This is a genomic window from Paenibacillus sp. GYB003 (genome assembly GCF_036577625.1).
Taxonomy (GTDB): Bacteria; Bacillota; Bacilli; order Paenibacillales; family NBRC-103111; genus Paenibacillus_AB.
Genome location: NZ_JARBDC010000017.1, coordinates 23,062 through 44,313 on the forward strand (window position 1 = coordinate 23,062; position 21,252 = coordinate 44,313).

Genomic DNA, 21,252 nt, shown 5'->3' on the forward strand with positions numbered 1-21,252 from the left:
AAGCCCGAAAAGGAGGGAACGGCGCTGAGCGAAGAGCCGATGTCCGGCACGGACTCTCCGCCGGAACAAGCCCGCTATCCTGACCGTACTTGTCAGGGTATCCGGTGTATGCTTGCATCAATGAACCGGGGCATACCGGAAAATCTAGACGTACGGCGGAGGGAACATTCATGAACGGTACATTGGTCGTTAAGCAAGCGGAAGAGCAGGTAGGCTTCGTTTTTATTCACGGTGCCGGTCTGAACGGCGAAGTTTGGGCGCGCGTCGCGGAAGGGCTCGACAGCCCGTATTTGCTGGTCGATTATCCGGGCGGCGGGAATAGCGGCAGCGGCGACCCGCGGTCGGCGAGACGGCATCTCGCCCTGCAGGATTACATCGCGCATATGAACGGGCAAATCGCGGCGTGGGACGTTCGGAAGTTCGTCATCGTCGCGCATTCGCTCGGGGGCGCGCTTGCGCTCCGGGTCGCGGCCGCATGGCCGGACCGGCTCGTCGGGTTTGCGGCGATCGGAGCGGTCATTCCGCGCCGGGGCGGCTCGTTTTTGTCGACGATGCCGTTTCCGAAGCGGGTGCTGCTTGGCGCCGCGCTGCGCCTGGCCGGGACGAAGCCGCCAGAAGCGGCCATTCGCCAAGGGCTGTGCAACGACTTGTCGCCCGAGCAAGCGGCGGCCGTCGTGAGCGGCTTCGTGCCGGAATCGGTTGCGGTCTACACGGAGCCGGTCGGCGCGCTTGCGCCGGACGTGCCGAAGCTTTACGTCAAGCTGGAGCAGGACCGGGAGCTCCCTCTTTCCGAGCAGGAACGGATGGCGTCCAATCTCGACGCGCACTATACGGAGCGGCTGGATGCGGGACATTTGCCGATGCTGAGCCGTCCGGGCGAGCTGCGTCTCGTGCTGGACGCGTTTTTGACACGGGTTCGGGAAGACCTTAGTTGATCATTCGCAGGCATCCGATCGCATGCTACTGAGCGCGGCTATTCCAGCAACCCCATCGCCTCGTACACTTTTCTGGAAACGACTCCGTTCGGGGGGAGCCGATGATCGCGCTGATACTTTTTTAAAGCCGCGGTCGTATCCGAGCGGAATTTGCCGTTGCACGTTCCTTTGAAATAGCCGGCGCTTTTCAGGCGGGATTGAATCAGCTGCACGTCCCCGCCGACGTCGCCTTCCGCCAAATCTCTCGGCTCATGACCCGAATCGCCCAAAACATGCCCGTATATCGTCACTTTCGTGCCGAGCGGAATCAGGCCGTACAGCTCGATAACGTCGTGGTTCCGCATGCGGATGCAGCCGTGGCTTTGGTGCTGTCCGATGGAATACGGCTTGTTCGTCCCGTGAATGCCGTAGTATCCCCACGGAACGTTTAAGCCGAGCCAGCGCGGACCGAATGCGGGCCCCCAGTTTTCCCCTTTGTACACGACTTTGTATTCGCCGATCGGAGTCGGGGTTGCCGGATTGCCGACCGCGACCCGGTACGTTTTTGCGATTTGCCCGTTGGCCCGGACGATCAGCTTGTGCTGCTGCGGGTATACCTCGATCGCGTACATCCCCTGCTCCGCCACGATCGGCAGAGAGGGGTCCGCGAAAGCGGCCGTATTCGAGGCTAATCCGGCCGCGTACAGAAAGAACGATGCAGCTGCGACGACTCGAAACAAAAACGCCGTTATGTATCGGTTCATTGTGTAGTCACCATTTCCGGGATGATCTCGCTGCGGATAGTATGGCATTCGCGATATGCATTTATGACTGCGATCCATGACGAAAAAAAACGATGGTTCATTCGGAGGAGCTTGATTCGGCAAGCTCCTCTTTTCCTTTGCGGAAATACGGCATATAATTAGAAATATATTAAATTAGATGAATATCAAATTTAATAATCACGGAGGGCAGGGCTAAAATGAGCACAACTTTTTTTCTTGTACGGCATGCCGTTAAGGAAAAGGCGATCGGGGACGTTTCCATAACCGCCGAAGGGATACGTCAGGCGCAAGCGACAGCTCGATGCTTCGACCGTGTACCGATTGCCGCCATCATCGCGAGCCCGCTCCGCAGGGCGAAAGAAACCGCCTCCCATATCGCTATGCGGAAGAAAGCGGCGGTTTCGGAGGACGCACGTTTGCGGGAACGCGCCAACTGGGGGGACTTGCCCGAACAAACGTTTGCCGAATTCGTCGCCATGTGGGAGCGGTGCACGCGCGATCCGGCGTATATGCCGCCCGTAGGCGACTCCGCGAGGCAAGCCGGCGAACGGTTGGCTTCGTTTTTATCGGAAACGGCAGAGCGGCATCCGTCCGGCAGCAGCATTGTGGCCGTCACTCACGGCGGATTGATTACGGATTTTCTGGTGCATGCGTTCTCCGGGGACGAGCTCGACGTTTGGCACCCGAATTTCGCGGCCGCGCAAAGCGATTTGGTTCCCGAGTGCTCGATCACGAAGCTGACTTACGAAGACGGAATATTCAAGCTGAACGTCTTTGCATCGGCGGAGCATGTATCGTCGTTGGGGAACGGGGAGGAATAAGGAATGAACCGGAGTCCCCGCGGGGAACCCTATTCTTTACGCATACCATGCTAAAGAAAGGACCGGGACGCCATGCATTATCTATACTCGCATAACGATCTGGACGGCGTCGGCTGCGGAATCGTGGCGCGCTGCGCGTTCGGGGAACGGATCGAGGTTCGTTACAATTCCGTGCAAAGCTTGAATCCGCAGGTCGAGCGATACTTGGAGGCCACCCGCGACAAGCCGAAGAAAGGCGAATTGCTGTTCATTACGGATTTATCCGTAGACGAAGAGAACGAGCACCGGCTCGATCGGCATGTTCTCGAAGGAGGCAAGGTAAGACTGCTCGATCACCACAAGACGGCGCTTCATTTGAACCGCCATCCTTGGGCGACGGTGCAGGTCGATTACGACGACGGCAGCCTCGCGTCCGCCACCTCGCTCTTCTACGAATATTTGGTGCAGCACCGGATGCTCGAACCGAGCCAGGCGCTCGCCGAATTCGTGGAATTGGTGCGCCAATACGATACATGGGAGTGGGAAAAGTATGATAATGTGCAGGCGAAACGACTCAACGACTTGTTTTTCCTAATGTCGCTCGACGACTTCGAGGAACGGATGGTCGAGCGGCTGCAGAACCAAACGGCATTCGCCTTTACCGAGTTCGAGGAGAAGCTGCTCGAGGTGGAGGAAAGCAAAATCGAGCGTTACGTCCGCCGGAAAAAGAGAGAGCTCGTGCAGACGTTCGTCTCCGAGCGCTGCGTCGGCATCGTTTATGCGGAATCGTATCATTCGGAGCTGTCGCATGAGCTCGGGAGGAGCTACCCGCACCTCGACTACATCGCGATCTTGAACGTCGGCGGGAAAAAGCTCAGCCTGCGGACGATCCATGACGATGTGGACGTATCGGAGATCGCGGCGACGTTCGGCGGCGGCGGCCATGCGAAGGCGGCGGGCTGCCCGCTGACCGAGACGGCGTTCCGGCTTTATGCGGCCGAGCCGTTCTTTCTCGAACCGCTGCGTCCCGACGCGGTACGGAACGAGTACAATGCCAAAGGATCGGCATTCGGCGCGCTGTACGAGAATCGTCGAAGCGACGACCTTTTTTTGTTCCCCGTCGACGACCGGTGGCATATCGATGTGAACGGAGAAACGTTGGAGCAATCGTTCGATTCGTTCGAGGATGCGGAGCGGTACTTGAAACGGCATTACGCCGCTTGGCTCGCCCGCGACGACGCGTTCGTGCGATATTTGATGCGGCATGCAACCAGACGATAGCCGAGGAGTCGCCCCATGGCGGCTCCTTTTCCGCGTGAAGGGAGGTCGGTTCGAAAAGAGAAGTATGGTATGATTGGTGGAAACGTATCGAGGTGTGTTTTCCATGGATCCGCTCGATTTGCGCGAAATCCCCGACCGCATGATGGCTGCTTTAGGTGCCGTGAACGGCATTGCATTTCCGGGACATGGTCATACGTTTGAAAACGGAAGTCCATCCTTGCAAGAAGGACGGACCTCCGTTTCCCGCTACGCTTGCCCTTTTTGGGACCATGTCGCGATATACCAATGGTTCCCGAAGGGGTCCTCGACGCCGCCCGAGCGCTCGCCGTAGTCATGGTCCTGCGGCGGATACAGGGACCTCGCTCCCGCCTTCAGCGCTCGTGCGTACGATGCGTCCGCGTTCTCCACGTAAACGTGAAGCGCGCTGCGCATCGGCGGAAACTTCTCGTTGGTACCTCCGCTGAGCTCCACTACGGAATCCCCAAGCCTGCATGACGCGTGACGGATATCGCCGTTCTCATCGACGTGGCGGTCGAGCAATTCGGCGTCGAACGCTTCCCTGAGAAAGTCGATCAGACGGTCCGCCCCGTTGACGATCAAATACGGGGTGACGCTGTGATAGCCTTCCGGCTTCCAGGATGCTGCCATGACAAATCCCTCCACTTCTTTTAGAATTAGTTATATCGTACAACGATTTGCCCCAAACGTATTGTAAAAAATCGAAGTCTCTACTATCGCAAGCCGGGGAGGGAGATACTTATGCGGTTGCATCTGTGCAAACCGTCGCCCGCTCTGCGGACATGGATCGATTTCTATTGGATATGCGAAGACTATCATCCTTTGCACAAGCTGGAATACAAGCTTCCCGACCCTCATACGAGCTGGATTATCACTTTGCGCCAAGACCGCATCCGCATTTACGGACATGGTACGACCGACCGCTATGAGCTTATGCCGGGAGCGATCATAGCCGGGCCCAAAACATCGCGGTATTGGTTGGATACGGAGTGCCAGAACGCCTGTCTGGGCATCGAATTCAAGCCGGGCGGAGCGTATCCGTTCTTGGGTAGCCGGATGTTCGAGCTGCAGGACAGCGATATGCCGCTGCAGGAAGCGATACGGCATCCGGACACGGCGAGCCTGCGCTGCGAGCTTGCCGAGCTGTCCGCACCGATGGAACGGTTTCGGCGCGTGGAGCAATTCCTGACCGATTGCCTGGCCGGGCGGATCGATAATCCCGGAGGCCATCCTGCGGTCAGCGCCGGACTGCAAGCGTTGGCCGGAAATTCCGGGGCGGCTCTCGTTCGCGAATTGGCGGAGAAGGCCAACCTGAGCACGGAACGGTTCATTCAGCTGTTCAAGCGGGAAACCGGTTTGACGCCGAAGCAATATGCCGGAGTCGTTCGTTTCCAACGAGCGGTTCAACATCTTCGGCAGAATCCGGGGGGTGACGGTCTGGAAACCGCATTGGCTTGCGGATATTATGACCAGTCGCACTTTAACCGGGATTTTCGATTGCGTTCCGGCATGACCCCGATGGAGATGCAGCGTCGCGACGACATCATATTCAATCATGTCCCCGATTAAAGGAATGGGAGGGAAGTCGATGTTTTTACGGAAGCTGGAGCTTATAAAATCGGCTGTCGGTAACCCCGACCGGTATCCGTTTTCGATACCGGCGCTGCGGGCTCTGGATTCGATTTCGTTTCGAACGAATGTTTCGTTTTTTGTCGGCGAAAACGGGTCCGGAAAATCGACGCTTCTGGAAGCGATCGCCTACCAGTGCGGCTTTAACACGGCGGGCGGAGGGAGAAATAATCATTATAAGGTCGAAGCCTCGCACTCGTCGCTTGGGGATGCGATCCGGCTGTCCTGGCTCCCTAAGATCACGAACGGCTTTTTTTTAAGGGCGGAAACGTTTTATCATTTTGCGACCCATATCGACAGCATGCCGGGAAGCTTGAGATATTACGGCGGAAAATCGCTCCACGAGCAGTCGCACGGAGAAGCGTTCCTGTCGCTGTTTACGCATCGTTTCGGCAAAAAGGCGATCTATTTGCTGGACGAGCCGGAAGCCGCGTTGTCTCCCGCCAGGCAGCTCGCGCTGCTGCGGATTATCAAGGATCTGGATCGGGAAGCGCAATTCGTCATAGCGACGCATTCCCCGATTTTATTGGGGTATCCGGATGCGCAAATTTTAAATTTCGATGCCCATCCCATTAGCGAAATCGGTTACGAGGACACGCTTCATTATGCGGTGACGAGAAGATTTCTTGAAAACAGGCAGTCCGTTCTGAAAGAATTATTCAGCGACTAGTCGATGGGGCGGGGAGTCGTTTGCTTTTGCGTTTTCCCCAAGGCTTTTTAACGGAAATGCAGATTACGGCCAATAACAAGAGTAATTGACATGCGCCGAAAATGAAAAGCATCGATCGGTCATGGAGATAATCGGGATTATGAAGGGCGTCCAGGCGCTCCTCTGCCGTAATTTGAATGGCGTCCTGGACCCATATGTTCAACACCCCGCCGGAAGCGATCAGGATAAGAGCGATCCCTTCCTTGGATAAAATCCAGTAATACTTCGTCAGCCCCCAATGCGTACGAACGGATAAAACGATCCCCGTAACGACGACCCCCAACGCTCCGGGAATAATGAGGGCCAGATCGAAAACGTGCATAAACGAATGGGCGGAATAAAGCAATTCGCCGCTGGCCGTGAAATGGACGATCAAGATCAGCGCCAGTTGGGTAAAACCGCCTCCGATCCACATCGCCGTAAAGACAAGATGGAAGATCAGCCACCAATGTTTGTGATCTTGAGACATCTTTTTAGACATGATGCACGCTCCTTTTATGTTCGCCCGAAAGTCGATATAATGATAGGCGAAGAACTTATCTCCCGGACTAATTAAATTATCTCGCGAGATAAGATAATTATATATGGAGGGATTCATGGTGTCAATTCGTCCCAGGGAGAACCTGCTGCATCTATTTAACGAACAATTGCGGCATTTCAGCACGGATACGATCCTGTTTCATCAAGCGGTAGCCGATCGATTGGGATTAAACTCGACGGATCATAAATGCCTGGACATGATATTGGAGAATCATCCCATGACGGCGGGCAAGCTTTCCGAGCTGACGGGGCTTACGACGGGGACGATTACGGGAGTGATCGACAGGCTGGAAAAGGCCGGGTATGTATGTCGCGAGAAGGATGCCGAAGATCGAAGGAGAGTAATTATCCGGGCGAATCAAGAAAAAGCCGAGCGCGATATCATGAAGCATTTAAGTTCTTTGGGCGAAGCCGTACAAGCTTTATTCGATCGGTATGACGATGAACAGATCGAGTTCCTTATCGATTTTATAAAACGAAACCGCGAAATATTAAGCGTCGAAACGATGAAGCTCAAACAAGAATAGCCGTAAAAGAAGAACGGCGGCAGTCCGGGACTTGTTGTGCCCCAGGCTGTCGCCGCGTTTTACCGACGGTTATTCGAATGCTTTCGCATTTATCTCCATAGCGGCGGTGTCCGGCAAAGCGGACTGCCCGTTATCCGGCGCTTTCTGGTTCATAATCGGCAGCATGGCCAATGCGCCGACCAGGAACAGCAGCCCCGCCCCGGTATAGATCGTCACGATCGGGAACGCATCTTTTAACGCGCCTGCGAAAGACATGGACACGACCATCATGCCGACGAACATCGGATTCAGCACTCCGTTCACCCGGCCGACAATGGAGGCGTGCGACCATTTCAGGATCATCGTGCTGATTCCGATATGGATGCAAGGGAATACGAGGCCGTTTACGAATTGCACGACAAGCGTAACCGGCACGCTCGTCGAATAGCCGACGATGATCGTGCAGACGGCGCCGACCAGCATGCCGATCGCCAGCAGCAGCTGCGGCGGGACGCGCTTGGCGAACACCGCTACGATTCCGCCGCCGATCAGCATGGCGGCTCCGTTTACCATCAGAAGATATTGCAGAAAGTCCTCGGTTTTGCCGAGCCGCTCCGTGACGATAAACAGGTTGAGCGCTTGGGCGACGCCCACGGCGAGGCCCGCGATAATGAACGCGACTCCGAGCATCCGCAGCACCTGGCTCTGCCATACGTAGCGGAAGCCCTCGACGAATTCTTTGCGGAATTGGCCTTTCGCCGCTTCCGCCCGCGGTTCCAGCTTATCTTTGGGCAAGCGAACGAGAACGAGCGCGGAAAGCAGGAAGACGACGCCCATAACCCCGATCGACGTTTCCAACCCGAATCTGCTGTAAACGAACGTGCCGAGCATCGGCCCGAGCACCATGAAGATCGCCATCATCGACTGGAACAGCGCCATTCCTTGCTGCAGCTGTTCTTCCGGCACGTGCTGCTTGAACAGCCGCATGCCCGAAGGCTGCGAAAACTGCGAAAGTATGGCCGAGATGAAGGTGACCAAATAAACGGACTGCCACGATCCGAAATGGATGGCGAGCAGCACGACGAATACCGATACGGACGACAACAGGTCGCACCAGATCATCGTTCGCTTCGGCCGCCAGCGGTCGGCGAACGTGCCGCCGATGAACGAAAATACGAAAATGGGCGCGAATTCCACGACGCTGATGAGCGAAATGGCATACGGGTCTTTGTTCGTCGTTTCCGCCACATAAAGCAAAATGGCGAAATTGCGCACCCAAATGCCGATTTGCAGCAGCACGTTGGATAACAAGATCGTTTGCAGGAAACGATTGCGAAATAAACTCGGAGCTTTAGCGCTCGTTTGATGCTGATTCAAGCTTTTCAACCTCCAGTTCGATTAGGGCGATTTCCGGATGACGGAAACGGACCCCATTGGCAAAACATTGTTACGTTAAACGGCCGTTTTCGCAGGACACATTCCGGTTCGAGCGCAGACGCATGGAGCGAATCGCGGCGAAAAAACAGAACGGCAGTCATCCAGGGTCAGATCGTCATTCAACTCCTTAATTCGGCGAAATCGCGTAAGCGGGGGCTTGCGAACAACCGGTTTGTCGGGACCCAAACGGTTGCCTCCACACCGACATTATTGAGCATATGACATCCGGGCCGTTCAAGCAAATGTTTTTTTTATTATAAATCAATTGTTGTCCATGCGGCGGCGTCTTCCGCAGTAATAATGTAACATAACATTGTTACGTTGTGAAGCGGCTATTTTTTAAGCACTGTATAAAGCCGCAAAAGTCTTCCGCAAGCCTCTATGATATGTCGGCAAACTTGCTATAATGCAAGAGAGAGACGCGGCTTCGCGGCCGGATGCGGGAATGCGGCAAAGGCGGAGCGAGACGGGAAGGTGAATGGCTGTGCTGATCCGCGCGTGGAAAGTAGCCCCCGGCGGTTTGAAAGTGATGTTCGCTTGTTCGTTTTTCATGAATCTGGGCTTTTACGCCCTGATTCCGTATTTGACGCTTCATTTGACCGGCGATTTTTTGTGGTCGATGGCGCTTACCGGCGTGCTGCTCGGCGTCCGCCAGTTTTCGCAGCAAGGGCTTACGTTCGTCGGCGGCATCGTCGCGGACCGGCTCGGCTGTAAAGAAACGTTGGTATTCGGCGTATGGGTGCGTGCCGTCGGCTTTTTGTCGTTCGCTTTTTGCGGAGAGGTGTGGCAGTTTTTTGCCGCGGCGATCGTTTCGGGGCTGGGCGGTGCGCTGTTCGAGCCTTCCTACCAGGCCGCATTCGCCCGGCTGACGCCGGCGGAGCACCGGAACATGCTCTTTTCGTTCAAAAATATCGTCGCCAATTTCGGCATGGTGTTCTCGACGATCGTCGGCAGCGTACTGAGCTCGTTCGAGTTTTTTTATTTGTCGATCGCCTCCGGGCTCATCTATGTCGGGATCGGCGTGTTGATCGCGTGGAAGCTGCCGAAGCTGGAGGTCGAGTTTTCCAGGGAAAGCGTGCTGGACGACGTGCGGGCGATTTTGCGGGACAAGCCGTTCGTCGTGTACACGTTTATTTTAATCGGCTATTACTATTTGTTCATGCAGCTGTTTTTGACGCTGCCGCAGCTCGCCGAATCGGTCGCCGGCACGAAAAGCGGCGTCGCGTACGTATACGGCGCGATATCGCTCTCCGTCGTATGCTTCCAGCTCCCTCTATCCGGCAAGCTGCGAAAGTATGAAAACCGGTTTATGCTGATCGGAGTCGGCACCCTGGTGATGGGGCTCGGGCTGTTTTCGTTCGCTTTCGCTTCGAACCTGATCGCGCTGCTCGCCGGATCGATCGTGTTCGCGTTCGGTACGATGATCGCGGGTCCGCTGCTGATGGATGTCGTCCCGATGTTCGCCCCGCCGAGGCAAATCGCCTCGTACTACGGATTCAACGGCTACTCCCTCGCGGTCGGAGGCGCGCTGAGCACGAGTGCGGGCGGCTGGCTGTACGATCTGGGCGCGGACCGGGGATGGACGCTTTTGCCTTGGCTCGTCTGTTTGGCGGTTTCCGCGGCCGCGGCGATCGGCCTGTATTTGATGAAAGACAACCGCAACCGGTTCCGCGGAAGTCCGGTCGATCGCGATACGCCGGCATGATCGCGGAAAACGGGAGGCGCGCGAACGTGCGAATAAAGAGGAGGAGCTTGCCTGCGGCAGCTCCTCGTTCCGTTTTTGGGCGGCCGCTTGTTCAGTCGAGCCCTTTGCCGCCCAGAGGCTTGAGCTTGGTTGCTTCGACGCCCGCGATAAGCGGCATGGCGCGTTCGATCGACGCTTTCGTCTCTTCGCGGGCGAGGGAGGCTTCGTGCGCCTCCGGGCTGCTCCATATTTCCGTTACCCAAACGGCGTCCGGCTCGTTGTCCGAAACATGGACGATATACTGCTCGCATTCTGTCGTCGCTTGCTCGGAAGCGGCGCCGTTCAACAAAATGTCGACGAGCGCGTCCCGCCGCCCCGGTTTGGTCGTGAATTTGACGATCATGCCGAATCTGCTCATGACGTTGCTCCTCCTTATGACGATCGGTTTACTCCAACTATACCGTTCCGAAGAGCTTGCATATAGGAAAAACGCGACACGGCTTATTGTTCGCAAGGACGTCCGTAACGTTCCGTTAAAAGCGAACATTACCGCCAAACTTCCGCGGCGATACAGTATGATTAAACCATATCGGCGCGCAATTGCAAAAACGGAGGAAGCTGTAATGACTTATCGGAAGCCGGAGCTGACGATCGAGGCGGTAAAAGACGTAACGGAGCCGGCTATGAAAACGCCGCAGTCGAACCGTTCGGCCCCGGTTCCTCGGCGGCTCTATTGAAGGAGGAGTTGCATGGCTATCGCGTTAAAACCGATTACGAGCCGTAACTGGCGGCAGTGCGTCCAATTGTCCGTCCGGGAGGAGCAGCGGCATTTTGTCGCCTCCAATGCGTATTCCATCGCGGAAGCTAACTATGAAACGGACAGAGTGCCTCTTGCGATTTACGACGAGGATGCGATGGTCGGCTTTTTGATGTACGGGCGGGATCCCGAGGACGGGCGTTACTGGATTATACGTCTGATGGTCGATCATAACCATCAAGGCAAAGGATACGGGCGGGCGGCTTTGCGGCAGGCGATCGATCTGATCCGCAGCAAGCCCGACTGCAGCGACGATTTGTCGATCGGCTTCAAGCCGGACAACAAGGTCGCGGAAACGCTTTACACCAGCTTGGGCTTCGAAATCGACCCGTCGTCGGTGACCGGGAATCCGGACGAAGAAGTCGTCGCCAGGCTGCGGTTGTTCGATCGCGGTTAGCCATTCCCCCGGAAATGTCCGCTTAACGACGCGGAGCCATTCATGAAGAGAGGAGCGACGCCCATTGACCAAGGAAGTCGTCATTGAACCGTACCGGCCGGAATGGAGCGAGCGGTTCGAGCATGAACGGGAGCAAATACGGGCGGCGCTGCGCGGCCGCGACATCGTCATCGAGCATATAGGCAGCACGTCCGTTGCAGGCTTGCCGGCCAAGCCGATCATCGATATCGCGGTCGACGTCCGCGATCTGGGCGAAGCCGATTCGTTTGCGGAGCCGCTGCAGACGCTCGGCTACGAGTATGTTCCGAAGCCGGGCTTCCCGAACCGCCGTTTTTTCCGAAAAGGACAATGGCGCAAAGGGACGCATCATTTGCACGTGCATCCATTATACGGCGAGGAATGGAACGCCAACCTCCTGTTTCGCGATTATTTGCGAAATCACCCGGAAACAGCCGAAGAGTACGCCCGCTTGAAAAGGCGCCTCGCCGCTCTGCACGCCGACGACCGAGCCGTTTATACGGAAAAGAAGGCGCCGTTCATTCGATCCGTTATCGAATCCGCGAAACGAAACGGTTAACCGCGCAAACGATTTGCACGATTAACGTTCGTCGGTTACGAACGACAGGCCGTCGGCGCGTATCGTATTAAGGCCATTCCATTATTATACAGAACAAACGTTCTTATAGGAACACCTATTTTACGGCGCAAATCCTTGAACTTTCGTCAACGATGTCAGGCTACCTTTACCGGCGGCATCTCCCAAGCGAGGGACAAATCGATAACGAGGAGTGTTATGGTATGTCGGATCCGACAACGAACGGTTTGAACACGTTTCCCGAATCGATCAAGGCGGCCAAAATCAACAAGCTGCTGATCGTAGAGGTTCCCGTGTCCGATATGCGAAGGGCGATCGAATTTTATGCGGGACGGCTGGGCTTTTATATCGATCTGCGGAAAAATCCTCCGTCCGGCTGGACGGACAACAGGGAAGTGTTTCTATACCCGGCGGAAGGAATCAAAATGATGCTTTGGCAGACGGAGGGCCGCGAACGGCTCGGATTCACGAGAGACGGGAAGCCGCATCGATTCGTCATTTTGGAAATTGCGGACCCGGCGGAAGACGTACGGAACGACTTGATCGCTCACGGCGTAAAGGTCGGGGACATTTCGGGAGAGACCGCCGACCGGGGCGGATGCGGGCAGGCGTTCGACGTATGGGACCCCGACGGCAATATGCTCCGGCTTTGTTATCGGCCGAGTTAACGGGCCGGGCTAAAAGCCGGCGAACGGCGAATAGCGGCAGCGGCTTCGGAACGAACCGTTCGCCGCACGCCTTGCTCAACGCGTCGGTCAACTCCGGCCCTAGCGGATGATCGGTTTTGACCGGCTTACGAACCCGGCAATCGTTATCGGCATCATAAGCGGCGTCTTGAATTTGTAACGAACCCCTGTATCGTTATTACCGGCAAATCGGCTCGTTTCCTTCCACTCGACGAGCTGTTGGACCAATATAAGAACGGAAAGCTTTGAAACGAAGGGAACCGTCCGTACAAACGTAAAAACGGCGGCCGGCTTGCTGCGGCCGGTCGCCGCTACGTTCGGAGAATATCGGTTCAGGAAGCGGACGAGATCGTGACCGTTTTCCGGCTGTCGTCCCACTGCACGTTCGCCCCGAGCGCTTCGCTGACAAACCGCAGAGGCACCATCGTACTGCCGTTCATCATGGTGGGGGCTACTTCGAGCGATTGGTCCTTGCCTTTGATTTTGGCGGCGGCGTTGTCGATTTGCAGCCAGACGGTCGCCGATCCTTTGCTGGCCGTGACCGATTTATCGGTATCGTTCCAGAGCACCTCGGCTCCGAGCTTCTCGAAAATCGCCCGCAGCGGCACGAGCGTGTTGCCGTTCACGATAACCGGCGGCTGCTCGAAAATCATATAATCGCCGTCCACGACTACCGTAATCCAGTCGTTCAAGACGAGCGGTTTGAATGCGATGCCCGTCCCGGTCAGCTCTTTCCGCGCCGCCGATAAGTCGGCGATCGTTTTTTCGCGCTGCTGCAAAATCGAGTTTTTGGCGTTCAGCCAGGCGTCGCGGATATCCCGCAGCGATTCGTTTTTCCGGGCCTGCAGCGCCCGTTCGGTATCGGCGATCCGCTTGTTCATATCGGCTTCCGCTTTGGCCAAAGCTTCGGCCATCCGCTTCTCGGCCTCTTCCTTCGTCAGGCCGCCGTCCTCGTAACGGTCCATGATGCTGCCCGCGGAATGAATCGACGATTCGTCCTCGAACACATCCATGACGTTGCCCGCGGAGTCCGGGTCGACATCGTCCTCGTACAGATCGATAATGCTGCCCGCCATATCGGGATCGAGCGCATCGGCGTACAGATCCATCGCATCGCCGGCCGAATCGGGGTCGAGCTGATCCTCGAACATATCCATCGGACTGCCGGCGTTGTCCGGGTCCATCGTGTCCTCGTACAGATCCATCGGTTCGCTCGCGCGATCTTTGTCCGCCGCTCTCGCATAGCTGCGATAGGCGTCGCTGTTCTCCTTATACGTCAGTTTCAGCTGCCGGAGATCGTTTTCCAGCTGCGCCGTCATGTCGGCGAGGTCGGCGCGCGCAAGCCGCAAAAGCTCGTCGTAAACCGACGTCATTTGACTGCGATACGTATCGTACTGATGCGTTTCTTCTTGGACATACTGATTGTACAGATTGCGGTGCTTGTCGTGAAACGAGGTATACTGGTCGGCCATCCGGTTAATAAATGCGGTATCCGCAGCCGAAGCGTAGCCGGAAGCCGAGCCGACGCCGATCGAAACGACGATCGAGCCGACCAGAAGTCTCCAAGTCGTTTTTGTTCCGTTCATTGCAGCCCTCCGATTATGTCTGGTTTGTTGCCGTTTGGACCAACAATGAACTATCATACTATAAAATTTAGAAATAAAAATAGGAAGCCGGGGGGATAAACGTAGTGAAGTCGTCACGGGCCATCGACAAAAAAACGATATTCGTCGACAAACGCGGCGGAAACGGAGACCAAACAAACAAGACGCCGGTACGAGGCGCCCTGTCGGATACGAACTAATTGCGGACGTAACGGCCTTGCTTCGGAACGGCGATTTGTGCGAATCGGTCGGCCAGCTCCTTCAAGCTTTGCTCCAGCAGCGGACCGGCCATCGGCCGTCCGTGTCCCGTAACGGCCAGTTCGGGACGAAGCGCCGCAAGCTTCTTGACGGATTGCTCGGCAAGCTCCCAATCGGTCGTAAAATATTTCGGCGGGCCGCTTATTTCCTGCTCCTGCACGAGCACTTTGTACAGCGATTCCTGCTTGACCGTCACGAAAGCGTCGCCGGCAATAACCGTCCGATCCCGTTCGCGAAACAGCGAAATATGTCCGGGCGTATGGCCGGGCGTATGGATGCAGCTCCATTCGGGCAGCCCGGGAACGGTTCCGTCCGCGGGAAGCGGGCGGACCTTGTCGCCCAAATCGATTCCCTGGTGCGGAAACAGAGGCGAAAGCTCCGTAACGAGCCCTCCGTCGACCGAAGGATCCGCCTCGGGATAATCCGCCTTGCCGGTCAAGTAGGGCAGCTCCCGCTCATGCGCATAGACCGGAACGTTCCATCGCCCGATCAGTTCCACGATGGCGCCGACATGATCGAAATGCCCGTGAGTCAGCACGATCGCTTTCGGTCCGCTTCCAAAAAGCGTTTCCGCCTCGCGCGCCATCGCGTCGGCCGATCTCGGCATTCCCGCGTCTACAAGCACCCAGCCGTCTTCTTTTCGCTTCGGGTCGCCGATGAAGCATACGTTGACGATTTGCACCGGAAAGCAATATACGTCCGGCCTGCATGCTTCCCCTTCCAGGCTTGTAACGGTTGTGATCGGCATGATCATCCGACCGTACGGATTGTCCAGGATTAGCGCCTCCTTTAGGGTTATGCACCTTCGTCTCCTCTATACAATGTCCAAAGCCGGCTTCACATAATCATCCAACGATTCGAACGCAATCGTTCCGGCCGGATGGGGTACGCTACGGGTGGAGGTGGAAGCAAGCGAATGAGAAAGATATTGATGCTTATGCTGCTGTTTGCGATCGCGTTCGCGTTCGGAACCCCATCGGCGGTCGTTCGAGGCGAAACGATCGAGGCGGAACGGGAAGCCGAACAGTCGGCGACGATCGAGCCTTATAAACGCGGAGGGTACCGATCGGCTCCGGGAACGTACAGACCCGGCATCCGAAACCCGGCGACTACGACACCCGGAACGAATACCGGCGTTCGCAATCCGGCCGCCCCGAGGACGACGACGCCCGCTCCCCGTACCGGTTTGGGCGGTTTTTTCGGAGGGATGTTCGGGGGGCTCGCGCTGGGGGCGATTATCGGCTCCCTGTTCAACCCGTTCGCCGGTTTTTCGATGGGTGCGCCGTTTCTTTCGCTGCTCAGCATCGTGCTGTATGCCGTCGTCATTTTCGTCGTCGTCCGGCTTTTCCGCAGGCGTAAACAGTATTAACCGTTACGGGGCTGCCGCGAGGCAGCCTTTCGTTTCCCGATTGCGATTGGCGTCTTACAAGTTGTCCGCTTTTTGGAAACGTTATATACTTAGTCTAAATCGCTTTCGGGAGATACTTTATGAGGATAGAGGTTTCCAGCAAAAACATCCGATTTTTCGAAGCTCTTGCTTCCGAGACCCGTATTAAAATGATCGAACTGCTGCGCGGACAACCGATGAACATGAAAGAGCTCGCCGAAAAACTGGACATCTCCCCGGCCGTCGTCACCAAACACGCACAGCTGTTGGAACGAGCCGGAATCATTTCCTGCAAAAGCTTGACCGCCAGGAGAGGCACGCAAAAAATATGCTCCCTTCTGCTGGATCAGGCGCACCTGCAATTCAAAAGTGATGACCGCAGCATGGACCAATATACCGTATCGATTCCGGTGGGGCAGTATACGTCTTATCAAGTTACCCCGACGTGCGGGCTGGCTACCCCCGAGAAAATCATCGGGAAAGTCAACGATCCGCGCTATTTTGCCGATCCCGAGCATGTGCATGCGAGCATTATTTGGTTCGGCTCCGGCTATGTCGCATACCGGATCCCCAATTTTGTGCTTGTGGGCCAAACCGTCCGGAGCTTGGAGATTTCGCTGGAAATTTGTTCGGAAGCTCATCGGCACGACGAGCAATGGCCTTCGGATATTTCATTTTATATTAACGACGTTTGTCTTGGAACATGGACATGCCCCGGAGACTTTGGCGGTCCGCCGGGCCTTTATAATCCGCCTTGGTGGACCTATTACAATACGCAGCACGGCCTGTTGAAAACAATTACCGTCACCGGAGAGATGACGGTAATTGACGGCGAACCTTTGTCTCAGGTGACGATGAACGATCTGAATATCGAACCCGAGAAGGAGCTGCTTCTGAAAATTGCCGTACACGAGGATGCGAAAAACTGCCGCGGCGTTAACATTTTCGGCAAACATTTCGGTAACTACAATCAGGACATTTTGGTGACCATGCACTATTAACGAGAGTCGCTTACGGTCCTTCCCCGCTCTTTACGATATAGGGTTTGCCTTGCGCCCAGCCGACTTCAAGCTTGGATAAATACCATGTATTCCCGTTGTCGTTATTTCCCTGATAAAATAAATACGTTTTCCCATCTTCATCCATGAACAGGAAAGGATGACCGGATTCGCTGGAATTCCACTCCCCGGGCGCTCCGTTCTTCACAAAAGGAGTCTCGCTCAGCCTTTTGAAACGAAGGCCGTCCTCGCCGACTGCGCAGCCGATCTGCTGCGGCTTGTTATTGTAATTGCCGGCATAAAACAGATAGACCTTGCCGTCCCTTACACAAGCCGCCGCCGCTTCAATGCATGCCCCTTCCCACGGAAGCTCCGGCTTCAGGATTGCTTCCGAACACGCCTGGACCCATCTGCCGCGGCTAAAATCCGAGTCGGATTCCGTATAGGCCGCCCCCAGCATTTGAATTTGTCCTTTCGGATCCCGGGTCGCGAAATAAAGGAAATATCGATCGTTAAACGATATGACGTCCGCATCAATCGCTCTTCCGTTATTCCAGTCCCCGGTCGGCGAAAATATCGGATTCGTCGGATTTCTGCGAAAATGCAGACCGTCGTCGGAAATTGCATGGCAAATCGCGTCTTTTGCGCCGTTACCGTACGTTTGATAGAAGAGATGGATTTGCCCTCCTCTTACAATAGCGCCAGGCGCGCAGAAGCCGTTCGCTTCGTACGGCTGCTCCGGTCGTATTTCCCCCGATCTGCTCCAATTTTCCAAATCGCCGCTTTCGGCAATCCCGATCCCCCATCTTCCTTTACCTCCGCCTTCGGACGGAATGAAGATGGAGTAGTACAAATAATAGCGGCCTTTGAACCTGACGACAGCCGGGTCTTTCGAAAAAGGCCGTCCCTTTGACGTGTCGGCAAAATGCATCTCTCCAGTCCTTTCCGGCTGTTATTTTTAAGCTTCCCGGCATTATTCAACGCTCGTACCCGCCTATTTCTTCGAGCTTCTGGCCGTTTCGATATCGGCATCGGCTTGTTCCGCCGCCATCCTCAAAGCGGTATTGACGTCTTTCTCTCCTCTTGCCACCAAGTTATGCGCTTCCCCGATCCTTTTTTCCACAAGCCCGTTGTACTCCGTCCAGGTGGAAGGCGCATACTTCGGGGGGAACAACGCCGATACATTTTTATTTTTGAATGGTTCCATACTTTGCCCGTACATGCTGCGAATTTCATTGTTTTTTAAAATCGTTTCGAAGCCTCTTTTGGAAAGGTGGGTCTGAATCTCCTCCGAGGTCAGATAAGCAATCACTTCAAATGAATCCTGCTTGTGCTCGTTCACGTTCGTAATATAAAAATAGTTCGGGTAGCTTTGCGGCCCCGTGTCTTTGGCATCGCCGAAGTAAGGGAACGATACGATATCCCAGTTCAAATCGGGAGGCAAAAGCAAGCCGTGTCCCGTCAGCATGACAAACATCGCGAGTGTCCGGTCTACCCGGAACAGCGTTGCCGGGTTGCCTTTCATATCGTTGCCCGGGATGTCGTGAACGCGGGCCAGGTTGGTGATGAGCGATTTGAATTTATCGCTGTCAAACCGCGATTTCATCGTTTTCGGGTCGATATAAGGCTCTCCGTACGGATTCAAGCGGGCTACATGACCGAAAGAGTACATCAGCCCCTTGTAGCCGACGCCGCCTTCCGTCCGCGTCACTTTTTTGGCCAATTCGTATATTTCGTCCCACGACATACGGTCTTTCGGATAGGGGACGCCGAATTTGTCAAAAAGATCTTTGTTATAAAATAGCGTAAGCGACTGGTTCACGACCGGCAAACCGTATATTTGGCCGTTGCCGATTTGCCTCAATATATCGATTGTCGAAGGCTCGATGGGACTCATATCGAAACGGTTTCGTTGAATCAGCGGAGTAATATCATATTGGTATCCGTTGTTGATTAGGCTGGAGTACGTCGCTCCGATCGACGAATAAATAATATCGATTTTTTGTCCCGCTGCGATCAAACTCGGCAGATCGGTCCCCTTCTCGTTCGTAAGCATAAGAAATTTGGGCGTAATATGCGGAAACTTCTCTTTGATTTTATTCCCGTAAATCTCCATCAGCTGCTCTGCCGAAAAATCGTTGTTCGGCTGATAAAATACGAGCTCAATCGGATTTTTGCCCGCCGGTTTGACGGGATCGCTTGCTTTTGCTCCATTTTCCGTCTCCCGGGAGCAAGCGCTTAAAAGCAAACTTGCCGCCGCGGCGGCTGCAAGCAGCATCGGCATCCGCAGATGGACGCGGCCCGCATGCGCAGCGTCAAGCCCCGCTTTATTGACGAAGGATCCTATGACAGATTGCCGCCCCATGTTCCATTCATCTCCCGCATTCGATTGATTAAAAAGTTCTGCCCTTAATCGCCATGCCGGTTGTTATCGCTTTCAAAGGTGCCGAAAACGGTTGCTTTTTCGAAACCGCCCTCCTTTGTGCGTACTTTACAAGTCAAGCTTGCCGGCCAAAGTCCGCCTATAATTAGTTAAAAAGCTAATCGAATAGTTTGTTGATTAACTATTCGAATATTATAATAGCTTTGCTTCCTTCTTCTGTCAATCGATGCCAAAAAACAATTGACCGGCAAAAATATTGGGTCGCAAGCGTCAAGCGGGTGTGTAATGGTTTATAATGGGAATGGTCTTATACATACAGACAGGAGGAGCTTTGCGGCGATATGGGAGGGAGAAGCATACGGACGACTGTGCGCGGCATGATGCGGCGATGGTGGATCGGGTTGTTGGTTTTGGCGCTGCTTGTCCCGTCGCTGCCGCATCCGGAAACGGCGAATGCGGCGGAGCGATCGGATATGGCCGGCCATTGGGCCGAGAAGGTAATGGCGGCCTGGGCGGAGCAAGGACGGATCGGCGGATATCCGGACGGTACGATCAGGCCGGATGCACCGGTTACGCGGGCCGAATGGATGAAGCTGGCGAACCGGCTTTTCGGCTACGAGGGACGGTCCGACATCATTTTTAAAGATGTGCGCGAAAGCGATTGGTATGCGGCGGACGTGTCTGCCGCCGTTCGGGCCGGATATATGAACGGGTACGAGGACGGCACGATGCGGCCCGACAACCCGTTGACGCGGGAAGAAGCCGCCGTCATGCTGGCCCGAATCGGCAAGCTGGCCGACAACGCCGCGGCGGCGGGACGGTTCGCCGACCCGGTCGCGGATTGGAGCCGCGGCGGCGTCGGAGCGGCTGCGGCGGCCGGATGGCTGGACGGTTACCCGGACGGTACGTTCGGGGCGTCCAAGCCGATCACCCGGGCGGAGGCGGTAGTCGTGCTGGATCGGTTGGCCGCCGACGCGAAGCCCGGAGGCGGCGTTCAAGAGCCTTCGCCGCGCGGGTACGACCGTGCCGGCATCTACGGACCGGCCGGCGGAACGGAAACGATCGTCGGCGACGCGATCGTATCGGCGGCCGGAGTGACGCTGCGCAACCTGGTAATCGAAGGCCGCCTGACGATCGCCGAATCGGTCGGGAACGGAGAAGTGCGTCTGCAAGGCGTTACCGTCAAGGGCGAAATGGCGATTTACGGCGGCGGGGAACAAAGCGTCTATTTGACGGACAGCCGGGCCGAATCGGTCGCGGTGAATAAGGCCGACGGCAAAATCCGGGTCGTCGCCGAGGGCGGCAGCGGCATCGGGCGAACGACGCTGGGCTCCGGCGCGATTTTGGAGGAAGCGGATTTGACGGGACCGGGTTTCGAGTCCGTTCGTCTTGCCGACTCGATGAAGAACGGCTCCGTCGCAAGCTTGAGCGGAAGCTTTACGCACGTACGGGTCGAGTCGGGGGGCATCCGGCTGGAAGTGAAGGCGGGACGCATCGAAACGCTGGAGACCGGCGCAGCCGTCAAAGGGCTGGTCGTGTATTTGGCCGCCGGGGTTGTCGTCGCCAAAGCGATCGTACACGGCGACGTAACGTTTACCGGCCCCGGAACGGTGCTGGTCAAGGAAGGCGTCGGAGCTTCTTCCGGCGCTGTCGGCGACGAGCCGGACTCCGGCTCGGACCCGGGCCCCGTTACCGGTCCGGAGGAGCCGAAGCCGGAGCAGCCGAAGCCGGCGACGGTGCAGGCGATCGTCAAGGGCGAGCTGGGCGTTGCGCTGCTGCACGCGGTTAACGCTTCGGCGAGCCAGCTGCAGGAGGGCGTCCGCG

The 21,252-nt window shown here is 56.0% G+C and carries 22 protein-coding genes; 13 read left to right on the forward strand and 9 right to left on the reverse strand.

The window, feature by feature from the left end:
- Positions 1-170: 170 nt before the first annotated feature.
- On the forward strand, positions 171-935 hold the full coding sequence (locus tag PV407_RS08920) for an alpha/beta fold hydrolase (protein ID WP_332089569.1): 765 nt from the start codon (positions 171-173) through the stop codon (positions 933-935).
- A gap of 38 nt (positions 936-973) precedes the next feature.
- Here the strand turns inward: PV407_RS08920 and PV407_RS08925 are convergent, their stop codons facing one another.
- Positions 974-1,678, reverse strand: a complete 705-nt coding sequence (locus PV407_RS08925; RefSeq protein ID WP_332089570.1) for a L,D-transpeptidase family protein — start codon at positions 1,676-1,678, stop codon at positions 974-976.
- Positions 1,679-1,896: 218 nt separating this feature from the next.
- Here PV407_RS08925 and PV407_RS08930 point away from each other — a divergent pair, with 218 nt between their 5' ends.
- Both PV407_RS08930 and PV407_RS08935 read left to right on the forward strand, forming a co-directional pair.
- Positions 1,897-2,520: a histidine phosphatase family protein gene (locus PV407_RS08930; RefSeq protein WP_332089571.1), complete on the forward strand. Its 624-nt coding sequence runs from the start codon at positions 1,897-1,899 to the stop codon at positions 2,518-2,520.
- A 72-nt stretch (positions 2,521-2,592) separates the two neighbouring features.
- On the forward strand, positions 2,593-3,780 hold the full coding sequence (locus PV407_RS08935; protein WP_332089573.1) for a DHH family phosphoesterase: 1,188 nt from the start codon (positions 2,593-2,595) through the stop codon (positions 3,778-3,780).
- A gap of 246 nt (positions 3,781-4,026) precedes the next feature.
- Here PV407_RS08935 and PV407_RS08940 read toward each other — a convergent pair whose 3' ends face one another.
- A complete protein-coding gene (locus PV407_RS08940) occupies positions 4,027-4,428 on the reverse strand; it encodes a VOC family protein (RefSeq protein WP_332089574.1) in 402 nt (133 codons plus the stop codon).
- 111 nt (positions 4,429-4,539) lie between these two features.
- On the opposite strand from PV407_RS08940, the gene PV407_RS08945 reads away from it, so the two are divergent.
- Both PV407_RS08945 and PV407_RS08950 read left to right on the forward strand, forming a co-directional pair.
- The gene (locus PV407_RS08945) at positions 4,540-5,367 is read left to right on the forward strand and encodes an AraC family transcriptional regulator (protein ID WP_332089575.1); all 828 of its coding nucleotides are present in this window, start codon (positions 4,540-4,542) and stop codon (positions 5,365-5,367) included.
- Between the two features lie 19 nt (positions 5,368-5,386).
- A complete protein-coding gene (locus PV407_RS08950; protein WP_332089576.1) occupies positions 5,387-6,097 on the forward strand; it encodes an AAA family ATPase in 711 nt (236 codons plus the stop codon).
- Here PV407_RS08950 and PV407_RS08955 read toward each other — a convergent pair.
- Entirely contained in the window at positions 6,087-6,617 is a 531-nt protein-coding gene (locus tag PV407_RS08955; RefSeq protein WP_332089577.1) for a hypothetical protein, read from the reverse strand. The genes PV407_RS08950 and PV407_RS08955 overlap by 11 nt on opposite strands.
- A gap of 103 nt (positions 6,618-6,720) precedes the next feature.
- Here PV407_RS08955 and PV407_RS08960 point away from each other — a divergent pair, with 103 nt between their 5' ends.
- On the forward strand, positions 6,721-7,203 hold the full coding sequence (locus PV407_RS08960; RefSeq protein ID WP_332089578.1) for a MarR family winged helix-turn-helix transcriptional regulator: 483 nt from the start codon (positions 6,721-6,723) through the stop codon (positions 7,201-7,203).
- A 69-nt stretch (positions 7,204-7,272) separates the two neighbouring features.
- On the opposite strand, the gene PV407_RS08965 is transcribed toward PV407_RS08960, so the two are convergent.
- Complete coding sequence (locus tag PV407_RS08965; RefSeq protein WP_442951640.1) at positions 7,273-8,559, reverse strand: MFS transporter; 1,287 nt, start codon at positions 8,557-8,559, stop codon at positions 7,273-7,275.
- A gap of 538 nt (positions 8,560-9,097) precedes the next feature.
- On the opposite strand from PV407_RS08965, the gene PV407_RS08970 reads away from it, so the two are divergent.
- Positions 9,098-10,324, forward strand: coding sequence for an MFS transporter (locus tag PV407_RS08970; RefSeq protein WP_332089580.1), 1,227 nt, complete (start codon positions 9,098-9,100; stop codon positions 10,322-10,324).
- A 91-nt stretch (positions 10,325-10,415) separates the two neighbouring features.
- Here PV407_RS08970 and PV407_RS08975 read toward each other — a convergent pair whose 3' ends face one another.
- The gene (locus tag PV407_RS08975; RefSeq protein WP_332089581.1) at positions 10,416-10,721 is read right to left on the reverse strand and encodes a putative quinol monooxygenase; all 306 of its coding nucleotides are present in this window, start codon (positions 10,719-10,721) and stop codon (positions 10,416-10,418) included.
- Positions 10,722-11,052: 331 nt separating this feature from the next.
- On the opposite strand from PV407_RS08975, the gene PV407_RS08980 reads away from it, so the two are divergent.
- From PV407_RS08980 to PV407_RS08990, 3 genes are all read left to right on the forward strand, one after another.
- Complete coding sequence (locus tag PV407_RS08980; RefSeq protein WP_332089582.1) at positions 11,053-11,517, forward strand: GNAT family N-acetyltransferase; 465 nt, start codon at positions 11,053-11,055, stop codon at positions 11,515-11,517.
- 64 nt (positions 11,518-11,581) lie between these two features.
- On the forward strand, positions 11,582-12,094 hold the full coding sequence (locus PV407_RS08985; protein WP_332089583.1) for a GrpB family protein: 513 nt from the start codon (positions 11,582-11,584) through the stop codon (positions 12,092-12,094).
- A gap of 221 nt (positions 12,095-12,315) precedes the next feature.
- Positions 12,316-12,780, forward strand: a complete 465-nt coding sequence (locus PV407_RS08990) for a VOC family protein (RefSeq protein WP_332089584.1) — start codon at positions 12,316-12,318, stop codon at positions 12,778-12,780.
- A gap of 350 nt (positions 12,781-13,130) precedes the next feature.
- Here PV407_RS08990 and PV407_RS08995 read toward each other — a convergent pair whose 3' ends face one another.
- Positions 13,131-14,384 (reverse strand): stalk domain-containing protein, encoded by a 1,254-nt coding sequence (locus tag PV407_RS08995; protein ID WP_332089585.1) that lies wholly within the window; start codon positions 14,382-14,384, stop codon positions 13,131-13,133.
- Between the two features lie 214 nt (positions 14,385-14,598).
- Positions 14,599-15,408 carry an MBL fold metallo-hydrolase gene (locus PV407_RS09000; protein WP_332089586.1) on the reverse strand — a complete coding sequence of 270 codons (810 nt, stop codon included), beginning with the start codon at positions 15,406-15,408 and terminating at the stop codon, positions 14,599-14,601.
- Between the two features lie 168 nt (positions 15,409-15,576).
- On the opposite strand from PV407_RS09000, the gene PV407_RS09005 reads away from it, so the two are divergent.
- Positions 15,577-16,029 carry a hypothetical protein gene (locus tag PV407_RS09005; RefSeq protein WP_332089588.1) on the forward strand — a complete coding sequence of 151 codons (453 nt, stop codon included), beginning with the start codon at positions 15,577-15,579 and terminating at the stop codon, positions 16,027-16,029.
- 119 nt (positions 16,030-16,148) lie between these two features.
- The gene (locus PV407_RS09010) at positions 16,149-17,048 is read left to right on the forward strand and encodes an ArsR/SmtB family transcription factor (protein WP_332089589.1); all 900 of its coding nucleotides are present in this window, start codon (positions 16,149-16,151) and stop codon (positions 17,046-17,048) included.
- A gap of 10 nt (positions 17,049-17,058) precedes the next feature.
- Here PV407_RS09010 and PV407_RS09015 read toward each other — a convergent pair whose 3' ends face one another.
- Positions 17,059-17,976 (reverse strand): family 43 glycosylhydrolase, encoded by a 918-nt coding sequence (locus PV407_RS09015; RefSeq protein WP_332089590.1) that lies wholly within the window; start codon positions 17,974-17,976, stop codon positions 17,059-17,061.
- Between the two features lie 63 nt (positions 17,977-18,039).
- Positions 18,040-19,410: an extracellular solute-binding protein gene (locus tag PV407_RS09020; protein WP_332089591.1), complete on the reverse strand. Its 1,371-nt coding sequence runs from the start codon at positions 19,408-19,410 to the stop codon at positions 18,040-18,042.
- 359 nt (positions 19,411-19,769) lie between these two features.
- Between PV407_RS09020 and PV407_RS09025 the strand changes: the two genes are divergently transcribed.
- The coding region (locus PV407_RS09025; RefSeq protein WP_332089592.1) for an S-layer homology domain-containing protein at positions 19,770-21,252 on the forward strand (1,483 nt) is incomplete at its 3' end.

Excerpts from the sequence above, each read along its gene's own strand:
- PV407_RS08920 (WP_332089569.1), top strand. The coding sequence starts at position 171 with ATGAACGGTACATTGGTCGTTAAGCAAGCGGAAGAGCAGGTAGGCTTC.
- PV407_RS08925 (WP_332089570.1), bottom strand. The coding sequence starts at position 1,678 with ATGAACCGATACATAACGGCGTTTTTGTTTCGAGTCGTCGCAGCTGCA.
- PV407_RS08930 (WP_332089571.1), top strand. The coding sequence starts at position 1,897 with ATGAGCACAACTTTTTTTCTTGTACGGCATGCCGTTAAGGAAAAGGCG.
- PV407_RS08935 (WP_332089573.1), top strand. The coding sequence starts at position 2,593 with ATGCATTATCTATACTCGCATAACGATCTGGACGGCGTCGGCTGCGGA.
- PV407_RS08940 (WP_332089574.1), bottom strand. The coding sequence starts at position 4,428 with ATGGCAGCATCCTGGAAGCCGGAAGGCTATCACAGCGTCACCCCGTAT.
- PV407_RS08945 (WP_332089575.1), top strand. The coding sequence starts at position 4,540 with ATGCGGTTGCATCTGTGCAAACCGTCGCCCGCTCTGCGGACATGGATC.
- PV407_RS08950 (WP_332089576.1), top strand. The coding sequence starts at position 5,387 with ATGTTTTTACGGAAGCTGGAGCTTATAAAATCGGCTGTCGGTAACCCC.
- PV407_RS08955 (WP_332089577.1), bottom strand. The coding sequence starts at position 6,617 with ATGTCTAAAAAGATGTCTCAAGATCACAAACATTGGTGGCTGATCTTC.
- PV407_RS08960 (WP_332089578.1), top strand. The coding sequence starts at position 6,721 with ATGGAGGGATTCATGGTGTCAATTCGTCCCAGGGAGAACCTGCTGCAT.
- PV407_RS08970 (WP_332089580.1), top strand. The coding sequence starts at position 9,098 with ATGGCTGTGCTGATCCGCGCGTGGAAAGTAGCCCCCGGCGGTTTGAAA.
- PV407_RS08975 (WP_332089581.1), bottom strand. The coding sequence starts at position 10,721 with ATGAGCAGATTCGGCATGATCGTCAAATTCACGACCAAACCGGGGCGG.
- PV407_RS08980 (WP_332089582.1), top strand. The coding sequence starts at position 11,053 with ATGGCTATCGCGTTAAAACCGATTACGAGCCGTAACTGGCGGCAGTGC.
- PV407_RS08990 (WP_332089584.1), top strand. The coding sequence starts at position 12,316 with ATGTCGGATCCGACAACGAACGGTTTGAACACGTTTCCCGAATCGATC.
- PV407_RS08995 (WP_332089585.1), bottom strand. The coding sequence starts at position 14,384 with ATGAACGGAACAAAAACGACTTGGAGACTTCTGGTCGGCTCGATCGTC.
- PV407_RS09000 (WP_332089586.1), bottom strand. The coding sequence starts at position 15,408 with ATGCCGATCACAACCGTTACAAGCCTGGAAGGGGAAGCATGCAGGCCG.
- PV407_RS09005 (WP_332089588.1), top strand. The coding sequence starts at position 15,577 with ATGAGAAAGATATTGATGCTTATGCTGCTGTTTGCGATCGCGTTCGCG.
- PV407_RS09010 (WP_332089589.1), top strand. The coding sequence starts at position 16,149 with ATGAGGATAGAGGTTTCCAGCAAAAACATCCGATTTTTCGAAGCTCTT.
- PV407_RS09015 (WP_332089590.1), bottom strand. The coding sequence starts at position 17,976 with ATGCATTTTGCCGACACGTCAAAGGGACGGCCTTTTTCGAAAGACCCG.
- PV407_RS09020 (WP_332089591.1), bottom strand. The coding sequence starts at position 19,410 with ATGGGGCGGCAATCTGTCATAGGATCCTTCGTCAATAAAGCGGGGCTT.